The sequence below is a fragment of the Micromonospora sp. CPCC 206061 genome (assembly GCF_036906915.1).
In the GTDB taxonomy this organism is placed as follows: Bacteria; Actinomycetota; Actinomycetes; order Mycobacteriales; family Micromonosporaceae; genus Phytohabitans.
The window spans coordinates 1-9,657 of record NZ_JBAKHX010000148.1 but is presented as its reverse complement, the minus strand read 5'-3'; the positions used below and the strand labels follow the sequence as shown (position 1 = coordinate 9,657).

The following is a 9,657-nucleotide window of genomic DNA, read 5'->3' as shown; positions in this document are numbered from 1 at the left end:
GGGGGGGGGGGGGGGGGGGGGGGGGGGGGGGGGGGGGGGGGGGGGGGGGGGGGGGGGGGGGGGAGCGGATGGAGGGGCCTGTGGGGGTGGGCGTGGCAGAGTTATCGGTGTGGTTATTGAGCTCGGGTATGAGCGGGAGGTTTCGGGCGGGCGGCTGCGGGACGCGTGGCGGTCGCTTCGGGGGGTTCGGCCGTTCGTGCAGGTGTTGTGCGCGGGGCTGGTGCTCGCCGTCGCTGGTTCGGCTCCCGCGCCGGCGGCCGCGCTGACCGAGGTGGCGAGCCATCCGCTGGCCGAGGACGCGGATTTCGCGGTGGTCGGTGATCGGCTCTTCGTGGCGGCCGCGCCCGAAGAAAGCGGGCGGCCCACGCTCACCGCGTACGAGCTTCCTGGCGGACGGATGCTGTGGCGGGCGCCGTACGAGTCCAATGTGGAGCAGTTCGTCGACGTCCAGCGGGGCGACGGCGTGGTCCTGGTCACGGGGCTGCTCCAGGGCGAGCGGTACGGCACGCCGACCACCGTGCTGGACGCGGCCACCGGGCAGGTGAAGTGGACGACGCCGCTGCGGCTGGCGGTCGCCGACGACGGGCGCACCGGGTTCGTCGGTGGGGCGACGGTGCGGGCGTTCGACCTGGCGACGGGGCGAGACCTGTGGTCGGCTGCTTTTCCGGCGGATGCGGCCGTGCGCAGCGTCAGGTCGGGCCGGGCGCTGGTGTTGACCAGCACCGGTGAGGGGCAGCTGCGGGACGGCCGCACCGGCGCCATCCTGCGCACGGGGCCGATGCTGCCCGCCGGGGTGACGCCCAACCTCTCGACGGCGACCGACGGCGCCATCATGGTCGGGTACCAGGATGCGACGGGCGGCCGGCGGGTGGCCGGGTACGCGGCGGACACGCTGGAACGGCGCTGGGAGCGGACGCTGTCGGACGATGACGCGCCCCGGTTCGGCGCGTGCGGGCGGCTGGTGTGTACGGCGCGGCCGGGCGGTGTCGTGGCTGTCGACCCGGCGACCGGTGCCCAGAGGTGGGACGTACCGGGGGCGGACACGGTGTTCGAGACCGGTGGCATCGTGGTGGCCGCCCGCTGGCCCGACCGGCTGACGGCGATCGACCCGGAGAGCGGCCGGACGCAGGTCGAGCTGGACGGCTGGGAAACCGCCCTGAACGCGCGCGGTGACGCACCCCTCGTGGGCGTCGCCCAAGACGCGAGCGGCACCGACAAGGACGAACGCTGGCTCGCCCTCATCGAACCGCACGGCAGCGCACCGCGGCACCTCGGCCGGGTGCCGAATCGCGTTTGGGACTGCGTTGCGGGAACGGCGAGCGTAGTGTGTCGCGCACCGGGTGGCCAGGTGCGCGTCTGGGCGTACCAGAAGTAAACGGAACCACCCGGACGACCGGGGGATTACAACCGTATGGTGATCGACCTGGGGGAGGTCCGGGAGGCGCCGGTCGGCGACGACCGACCGCCGCCCTGGACACCGCGACAGCGCCGGGCGGTCCGCGCGGTGGCCACGGTGGTGGTGGCCCTGCTCGCGGCGGGCGCCGCGCCGGTGCGGCCTGCGCTGGTGATGCTGGAGTTTCCGGCGGCGGTCGGTGACCGGACCGTGATCTCGGGCAACACCGACGCGATCTACTTGCTGAGCCCCAGCACCGACTCTCTTGGGCAGGGCGAGCGGGAAATCGTCAAGTACCGCGTGCCGGGCGGGCAGGAGCAGTGGCGCAGGAGCGTGTCGACCGCGGGCCCGCTGCGGACGGCGGTCGCGGAGGGCGGCATCCTCTTCGCGCTGGCCGAAGCCTACGAGCCGGAGACCATCGCGCTCGACGGGGGCAGCGGAGAGGTGCTGTGGCGCCGAGCCGGGTGGCTTGGCGACGTCAGCGCCGAGCAGGTGTTCCTGTCGCACGACCCGCGTGACGAAGAGACGGCGATGTACGTGGCGCTGGATCCGTGGACGGGTGTGGAGAGGTGGTCGCTCACCGTCCCCCTGGAGGAGATGGTGCTCCACGACCGCGAGCGGTTGGCGAGGTGGCGCGGTGACGGCACCGTGGAGGTGCGCGATCTTCGCACCGGCGAGCTGGTGGTTCGCGGCAAGGTGCCCCCGCCCGAGCTCGACCCACTGGTCGACAGCAATCCTGGCGTGCAACTCGTCGAAGGGCTGCTGCTGGTGGCGGGGGCGCTCGACCCGCCGGTCACCACCGCGTACCACGTGGACCGGCTCCAGCCCGCGTGGCAGGCGAACATCGACCTGATGAACGAGTACGTGACCAGCGAATGCGTCGACAGCGAAACGCTGTGCGTCGGAGGGCAGGCGCTGGGTGTCCGGGTCATCGAGCGCGCCACCGGCCGTACCCGATGGGCTAGCGACCGATGGAGCTGGCTGTGGCGCGCGGGGCCTGCGCTGGTCGCGTTCGGCCCGCCGTTCGAGCCGGCCCGGATCACGGTCGTCGACCCGGCCGACGGCCGCGAGATCGCCGAACTGGGTCGCTGGGATACGCCACCCATGTCCATCAACGCGGACGGGCGCATGTACGCCGCGCGGACCGAGCCCAGCACCGGCCGCTCATGGATCGCCGAGCTGGATCCCGCCGCCGGCGTCACCCGCGTACTCGGCGTGGTGCGCGATTCGTTCGCGTGCCAGGCCGGCCAGCTCGTCGTCACATGCCGGCGCGCCGGTGGAACTGTCGCGGTCTGGTATCCACGGCGCAGACTGGACGGGTGACCGGCACCGGCATCATCGAGTTGGGAGAGGCGCGGCAGCAGCCGCCCGAACCCATGCCCGAGCGGGCCTGGTCACCGTCGTCGCGACGGTGGTTCGCCGCCCTCGTCGGGACGGCCACCCTGGGCGTGACGCTGTGCGCCGCGGCGCCGCTGCCGCATCCGCTCACCGAGGCGACGATTCCCGCTTCGCTTGGCGACGTGGCGTTCGGCGAGGGCGACCGCTACTACGTGATCGACGGCAGCCACGGCCGGCCGGCCGGGACGCGCAGCATCGCCGCCTACGGGCTGCCGGACGCGCGGCTACGGTGGCGCGCGCCGCTGCCGATCACCGGCGCGGTGCGTGGCGTCGGCGCGGCGGGTGGACAGATGCTGGTGAGCACCCATCCGAACCTGCTCGAGTCGGTCGAGACCGTCGCCGTCGCCGAGGACACCGGGCGGGTGATGTGGCGGCGGCGGGCCCAGTTCGAGGGCGTTACGCCGGGACGCGGCAACGTCATGCTGTGGACCGCGCCGAACGGCGTGCCCGCCGCCGGCACCGGGCGCGAGGCGCTCGAGGCCGTCGAGCCGGGCACGGCCGCCGTCCGCTGGTCCTATCGGGTACCGGTGGGAGGCTGGCTGGCGTACCGGTACGACAACCAGCGGCCGGTGCGGGTGGCGACGCTCCTGCCGTCCGGGCGGGTCGAGGTGCGGGAGCTGGAGCACGGCCACCTGGTCGCCGCGGCCGACGGGCTGCTGCCGCCGCGCCGCCCGGCCGAGCCCTCCCGGTACGTTCAGATCGCCGGTGACCTGCTCCTGGTGCGCCAGGACCGCAAGGTGGTGACCGCGTACGGGCTGGAGCAGCTGGATCGGCGGTGGAGTGTCGAGGTCGACCCGTCCACCGAGTTCGTGTCGACCGACTGTGGCGCGACGCTGTGCGTGCTGTCGCGCCTCGGCGGCGTACGCGTGCTCGACCCGGCCACCGGCCACACCCGCTGGGCGAAGCCGGGCTGGTCGAACCCGCGCCGCGCGGGTGACCGTCTAGTGGTCAACCAGACCGACCGCCGGCCCGGCCGGGGTCCGCTCGTCGTGGCCGACCCGGAAACGGGGCGCCAGCTCGGCGTGCTCGGCGAGTGGACGCCGCTCGGGCCGCCCCACGCCGACGGCCGGCTGCTCGGCGTACGCATCGACCTGAACACGTTGCGGGCCTGGTTCGCCTGGCTCGACCCGGCGACGCTGTCGGTGCGGGTCATCCAGGCGGCCGCCGACATCACCGGCGACTGCGAAGCCCGGGCCGACGCGATCCTGTGCCGCCGGCTGGATGCCTCCGTCGGGGTGTGGCGGCTTTAGCCTTTCTCACGCGGGCTTAACAGCTCTAGGCGGAGGCTGTCACGGGAGGTGGACCGGGAATGCGGGTTCTGGTGGTCGAGGACGAGCAAAATCTGGCCGACGCGATCGTGCGGGGCCTGCGCCGGCAGGGCATGGCGGTCGACGTCGCGTACGACGGCTCGGTCGGCCACGAGATGGCGTTCGTCACCCGGTACGACGTGGTCGTGCTCGACCGCGACCTGCCGGGCGTGCACGGCGACCAGATCTGCGCCGACCTGGTCTCGTCGGGAGCACTGACGCGGGTACTGATGCTGACCGCGAGCGGCACCGTCGCCGAGCGGGTCGAAGGGCTCCAGCTCGGTGCCGACGACTACCTGCCGAAGCCGTTCGCGTTCGACGAGCTGGTGGCCCGGGTGCAGGCGCTGGGCCGGCGGGCTACCCCGGCCGCGCCGCCGGTGCTCGCGGTCGCCGACCTGATCCTCGACCCGGCCAAGCGGGTGGTCACCCGTGCCGGCGAACCGGTCGATCTGACCCGCAAGGAGTTCGGCGTGCTGGAGGAGCTGCTCAAGGCGCGCGGCGGTGTGGTGTCGAGCGAGGAGCTGCTGGAGCGGGTCTGGGACGCGAACACCGACCCGTTCACCACAACCGTCCGGGTGACGGTGATGACCCTCCGCAAGAAGATCGGCGACCCGCCGTTGATCGAAACGGTCGTGGGCGCGGGATACCGGGTGACGATATGACTGTGCTAGCTGGCGGCGCATGACCATCTACTCTGGACGGCCGGGCCGGCACCGGCTCAGACCGACGCTCCGGCTCCGTCTCACGCTGCTCAACGGCGTACTGCTGGTCGGGGCGGGCGCGATCCTGGTGATGCTCGCCTGGCTGCTCGTCGGTGACGCGTTACGCCCGGCCGACGAGCTGCGCACCGGCACCACCGTCGAACTGGCCGACGGCCGGTCGCTCGACGCCCGCGACTGGCAGGAGCAGGTGGTCGACTCGGCGTCGCAGGAGCTGCTCGCCAAGGGTCTCGTCGCGCTGCTGGCGATCAGCATCGTCGGGGTCGCCGGGGCGTACGCGGTGGCGGGCCGGGCGCTGCGCCCGCTGCACCGGGTCACCTCGATGGCGCAGCGGCTCAGCGAGGAGACGCTCGACCAGCGCATCCGGTACTCGGGGGCGGACGACGAGGTGGCCGAGCTGGCCGGCACGTTCGACGCGATGCTCGACCGGTTGGGCGAGTCTTTCGAGGCGCAGAAACGGTTCGTCGCCAACGCGTCGCACGAGCTGCGCACCCCGCTCGCCGTCATGCGCACCGAGATCGACGTGACGCTGGCCGACGACGAGGCCGACGTGGCCGAGTTCCGGCGGATGGCCACCGTCGTGCGGGACGCGTCCGAGCGCGCCAACGGGCTCGTCGACGCGCTGCTGGTGCTGGCGCGCAGCGAGGCCCAGTCGGGACGGCGGCTGGTCCGCAAGGTGCCCACCGACATGGCCACCGCCGCGACCAACGCGCTGTCGGCGGTACGGGGAGAGGCCGACCGCCTCAAGCTCACCGTTACGACGTCGCTGAAGCCCGCGCCCGTCGTCGGCGACCCGAGCCTGCTCGACCGGCTCGCGGGCAACCTGATCGAAAACGCGATCCGCTACAACCACCTGCACGGCAAGGTGTGGGCGCGCACCGGTTCGGACGCGGCGGCCGCCTGGCTCGTGGTGGGCAACACCGGCTTCGAGGTCGACCAGGCGGATGTGCCGGGCCTCTTCGAGCCGTTCCGCCGTGGCGGGCGGGAGCGTACGGGCGCGCGCGGCTCCGGCCTGGGCCTGTCGATCGTGCGGGCGGTGTGCGACGCGCACGGCGGCACGGTGACGGCCGCCGCCCAGCCGGGCGGCGGCTTGGAGGTCACCGTCACGCTGCCCGCGGGCCACACCACTCCCGTGGTGGCCGCGACCGCGGCCGTGAAGCAGTCCTCGTGATCAGGGCGTCCTCCAAGTCGTAGCTACGACATCGAGGACGCCCTGATCACTTAGAGGTATGGGGGTCAGGTCAGGTAGCCGGCCCGCTTCAGGTACGGGGTGATGCCGCCCAGGTGGAACGGCCAGCCGGCGCCCAGGATCAGGCACAGGTCGATGTCCGCCGCCTCGGCGACGACACCTTCGTCGAGCATGAGCCGGATCTCCACGGCCAGCGCGTCGAGCGCTCGCTGGCGTACCTGCTCGGCGGTCGACGGCTGATCACCCACCTCCAGCAGCGCCGCCACCTCCCGGTCGACCTCGTTGTCGACCAGGAGTGGCTTTCCGGCCTCGGCGAGGCGGCGCAGATTCTCGCTGACCGGGAACCGGTCCGGGAACGCACCGTGCAGGACGCCACCCACGTGGTAGGCCACCGCCGGGCCGACGAGCTGCAGCAGTGGCAGCGGCCGCATTGGCAGGCCCAGCGGGTCGAGTGCCTCGTTGGCGACGTCGAGCGGGGTGCCCTCGTCCACGGCCGCGAAGATCTCGCCGAGGAAGCGGGTCAGCAGCCGGTTCACCACGAAGGCCGGCGCGTCCTTGACCAGTACGCAAGACTTCTTCAGCGCCTTGCCGACCGCGAACGCCGTCGCCAGGGTGGCGTCGTCGGTGTGCTCACCCCGGACGATCTCCAGGAGCGGCATGACCGCGACCGGGTTGAAGAAGTGGAACCCGACCACCCGCTCCGGGTGCTCCAGGTCGGCGGCCTGCGCGCTGATCGACAGCGACGACGTGTTGGTCGCCAGCACCGTTTCCGGCGAGACGACCTTCTCGACCTCGGCCCAGACCTGCTTCTTCACGCCCAGGTCCTCGAAGACCGCCTCCACGACCAGGTCGGCGTCGGCGAACACGCCCTTGTCGACCGAGCCGCTGATCAGACCGCGCAGCTTGGCGGCCTTGCCCGCGTCCAGCCGGCCCTTGGCGACCAGCTTGTCGATCTCGCCGTGCACGTAGGCGACGCCCTTGTCGACCCGGGCCTGGTCGAGGTCGGTCAGTACGACCGGTACCTCCAGCCGCCGGGCGAACAGCAACGCGATCTGGCCCGCCATCAGGCCGGCGCCCACGAGGCCGACCTTGGTGATGTCGCGGGCGAGGGCCGGAGACGGCGCGCCGGCGGGACGCTTGGCGCGCCGCTGCACCAGGTCGAAGGCGTACAGGCCGCTGCGCAACTCCTCGCTCAGCGCGAGATCGGCGAGCGCCTCGTCTTCGGCGGCGGTGCCTTCCGCGAACGGCGCGTCCTTGGCGAGAGCCAGCAGGTCCAGCGCCCGGTACGCCGACGGCACCGCGCCGTGCAGCCGGTCGTCGAGCGTCTTGCGGGCGAAGAACAGCACGCCGTCCCACATGTCCCGGTCGACCTCCGGCCGGGTCACGGTGACCTCGCCGCGCACCACGCCGGCCGCCCACTCCAGCGAGCGCTCCAGGAAGTCCGCCGGCTCCAACAGGATGTCCGCGATGCCCATCTCGGCCGCCTGGGCGGGCCGGAGCATCTTGTTCTGCGTCAGCGGGTTCTGGATGATCACCTGCGCCGCGGGCGCGATGCCGATCAGGTTCGGCAGCAGCTGCGTGCCGCCCCAACCTGGTATCAGGCCGAGCAGGACCTCCGGCAGCGCGAGCGCCGCCGCGCCGCCGGACAGCGTGCGGTAGTGGCAGTGCAGGGCCAGTTCGAGGCCGCCGCCCATGGCGGCGCCGTTCACGAACGCGAAGGTCGGCACGCTGCTGTCACGCAGCCGCGCGTACACGCGGTGTCCGAGCCGGCCAACCTCAAGCGCCTGCTCGCGGTCGGTCACGGCGGACATGCCGGTGAGATCCGCGCCCACGCAGAAGATGTACGGCTTGCCGGTGACCGCGATGAACGCCGGGTCTTTGCTCAGGGCCTCGGTGATGGCCGTGTCGAGGCTCGCGAGCCCCTCCGGGCCGAACGTGTTGGGCTTCTTGTGGTCGAAGCCATTGTCCAATGTGATCAGTGCGGCTTTTTTGTCGAGCCCGGGTACATCGATGAGGCGCAGCAGCGCCTTCGTGACCACTTCGTGGTATGTGGTTTCCTCGTGCGCCATCAGCGCTGCCCCTCCCACTGCGGGTTCTCCCAGATGACCGTGCCGCCCATGCCGATGCCGATGCACATGGCGGTCAGGCCGTACCGCACCTCGGGGTGCTCAGCGAAGTGCCGGGACAGCTGCGTCATCAGCCGTACCCCGGACGACGCCAGCGGGTGCCCGATCGCGATCGCGCCGCCCCACGGGTTGACCCGCTGGTCGTCGTCGGCGATGCCAAAGTGGTCGAGGAACGCCAGCACCTGCACGGCGAACGCCTCGTTCAGCTCGAACAGCCCGATGTCCTCGATGGACAGTCCGGCGATCCGCAGCGCCTTCTCCGTCGACGGGATCGGTCCGTACCCCATGACCTCCGGCTCCACACCCACGAAGCCGTACGACACCAGACGCATCCCGACCGGCAGGCCCAGCTCGCGGGCCACGTCTTCGGCGGCGAGGACGCTGGCGGTGGCGCCGTCGTTGAGGCCCGCCGAGTTGCCCGCGGTCACCCGGCCGTGCGGGCGGAACGGCGTCTTCAGCGTGGCGAGCTTCGCGAGGCTGGTCTCGCGGGGCGCCTCGTCGGCGGTGGCGAGGCCCCAGCCGGCCTCCGGGTCGCGCACGGCCACCGTTACGAGGTCCTGCTGCAGCTTGCCGTCCGCGTACGCCTTGGCGGTCTTCTCCTGCGACGCGAGGCCGAACGCGTCCGCGCGGGCCTTGGTGATGTGCGGCAGGCGGTCGTGCAGGTTCTCCGCCGTCTGGCCCATGACGAGCGCCGACGGGTCGACCAGCTTCTCGGTCAGGATGCGTGGGTTCGGGTCGACGCCCTCGCCCATCGGGTGGCGGCCCATATGCTCGACGCCACCGGCGATCGCGACGTCGTACGCGCCCATCGCGATGCCCCCGGCGACCGTCGTGACCGCGGTCATGGCGCCCGCGCACATCCGGTCGATCGCGTAGCCGGGCACGGTCTTGGGCAGGCCGGCGAGCAGCGCAGCCGTGCGGCCGATCGTCAGCCCCTGATCGCCGATCTGGGTGGTGGCGGCGATCGCCACCTCATCGACGCGCTCCGGCGGGAGCTGGGGGTTGCGGCGTAGCAGCTCGCGGATGCAGCGGATCACCAGGTCGTCGGCGCGGGTGTTGGCATACAAGCCCCCGGCCTTGCCGAACGGGGTGCGGACGCCGTCGACGAACACGACGTCCCGGACTTCACGGGGCACGGCGGGCCTCCTCGTGGGGATTGGCTGTCCCTCGGATGCTACTCGTCAGTAACCAGTGTCCGTGAGCACCCCCACTGTGGCTCACATCACCCCACCCACCCGCCAACCTATCGCCCCCACCGCCCCGCACCCCCGCGCGCTGCGGCGCGCCCTGCTCGCCCTCGCGCCGCCGCGCGTCCCCCCGGCCCTTCGCGCGCTGCGGCGCGCCCTCCGGCCCTTCGCGCGCTGCGGCGCGCCCTCCGGCCCCTCGCGCGCTGCGGCGCGCCCTTCCTCCCCGCCGATCAAGGGCAAACGCACGTGGTTCGATCTCTTTTCCGCGTGCGTTCGCCCTTGATCTGTGAAGGCTTGTGTCAAGTGGTGATGGCGTTGGTTTGGATGAAGCGGTAGAG

The 9,657-nt window shown here is 72.3% G+C and carries 7 protein-coding genes; 5 read left to right on the top strand and 2 right to left on the bottom strand.

From position 1 onward, the window contains the following. Positions 1-109 precede the first annotated feature (109 nt). The 5 genes from V6V89_RS40360 to V6V89_RS40340 are packed head-to-tail and all read left to right on the top strand — an operon-like array spanning position 110 to position 5,988. The gene (locus V6V89_RS40360; RefSeq protein WP_334624990.1) at positions 110-1,375 is read left to right on the top strand and encodes an outer membrane protein assembly factor BamB family protein; all 1,266 of its coding nucleotides are present in this window, start codon (positions 110-112) and stop codon (positions 1,373-1,375) included. A 36-nt stretch (positions 1,376-1,411) separates the two neighbouring features. Next, positions 1,412-2,716, top strand: coding sequence for an outer membrane protein assembly factor BamB family protein (locus V6V89_RS40355; RefSeq protein WP_334624988.1), 1,305 nt, complete (start codon positions 1,412-1,414; stop codon positions 2,714-2,716). After that, the gene (locus V6V89_RS40350) at positions 2,713-4,041 is read left to right on the top strand and encodes an outer membrane protein assembly factor BamB family protein (protein WP_334624987.1); all 1,329 of its coding nucleotides are present in this window, start codon (positions 2,713-2,715) and stop codon (positions 4,039-4,041) included. The genes V6V89_RS40355 and V6V89_RS40350 overlap by 4 nt, the downstream gene beginning before the upstream one ends. 59 nt (positions 4,042-4,100) lie before the next feature. After that, the gene (locus tag V6V89_RS40345) at positions 4,101-4,760 is read left to right on the top strand and encodes a response regulator transcription factor (RefSeq protein WP_334624986.1); all 660 of its coding nucleotides are present in this window, start codon (positions 4,101-4,103) and stop codon (positions 4,758-4,760) included. A gap of 19 nt (positions 4,761-4,779) precedes the next feature. Beyond that, positions 4,780-5,988: a sensor histidine kinase gene (locus tag V6V89_RS40340; RefSeq protein ID WP_334624985.1), complete on the top strand. Its 1,209-nt coding sequence runs from the start codon at positions 4,780-4,782 to the stop codon at positions 5,986-5,988. 65 nt (positions 5,989-6,053) lie between these two features. On the opposite strand, the gene V6V89_RS40335 is transcribed toward V6V89_RS40340, so the two are convergent. Together V6V89_RS40335 and V6V89_RS40330 are read right to left on the bottom strand one after the other, a co-directional pair. Then, positions 6,054-8,075 (bottom strand): 3-hydroxyacyl-CoA dehydrogenase NAD-binding domain-containing protein, encoded by a 2,022-nt coding sequence (locus tag V6V89_RS40335; protein ID WP_334624984.1) that lies wholly within the window; start codon positions 8,073-8,075, stop codon positions 6,054-6,056. Beyond that, positions 8,075-9,268 carry a thiolase family protein gene (locus V6V89_RS40330; RefSeq protein ID WP_334624983.1) on the bottom strand — a complete coding sequence of 398 codons (1,194 nt, stop codon included), beginning with the start codon at positions 9,266-9,268 and terminating at the stop codon, positions 8,075-8,077. The genes V6V89_RS40335 and V6V89_RS40330 overlap by 1 nt, the downstream gene beginning before the upstream one ends. Positions 9,269-9,657 lie beyond the last annotated feature (389 nt).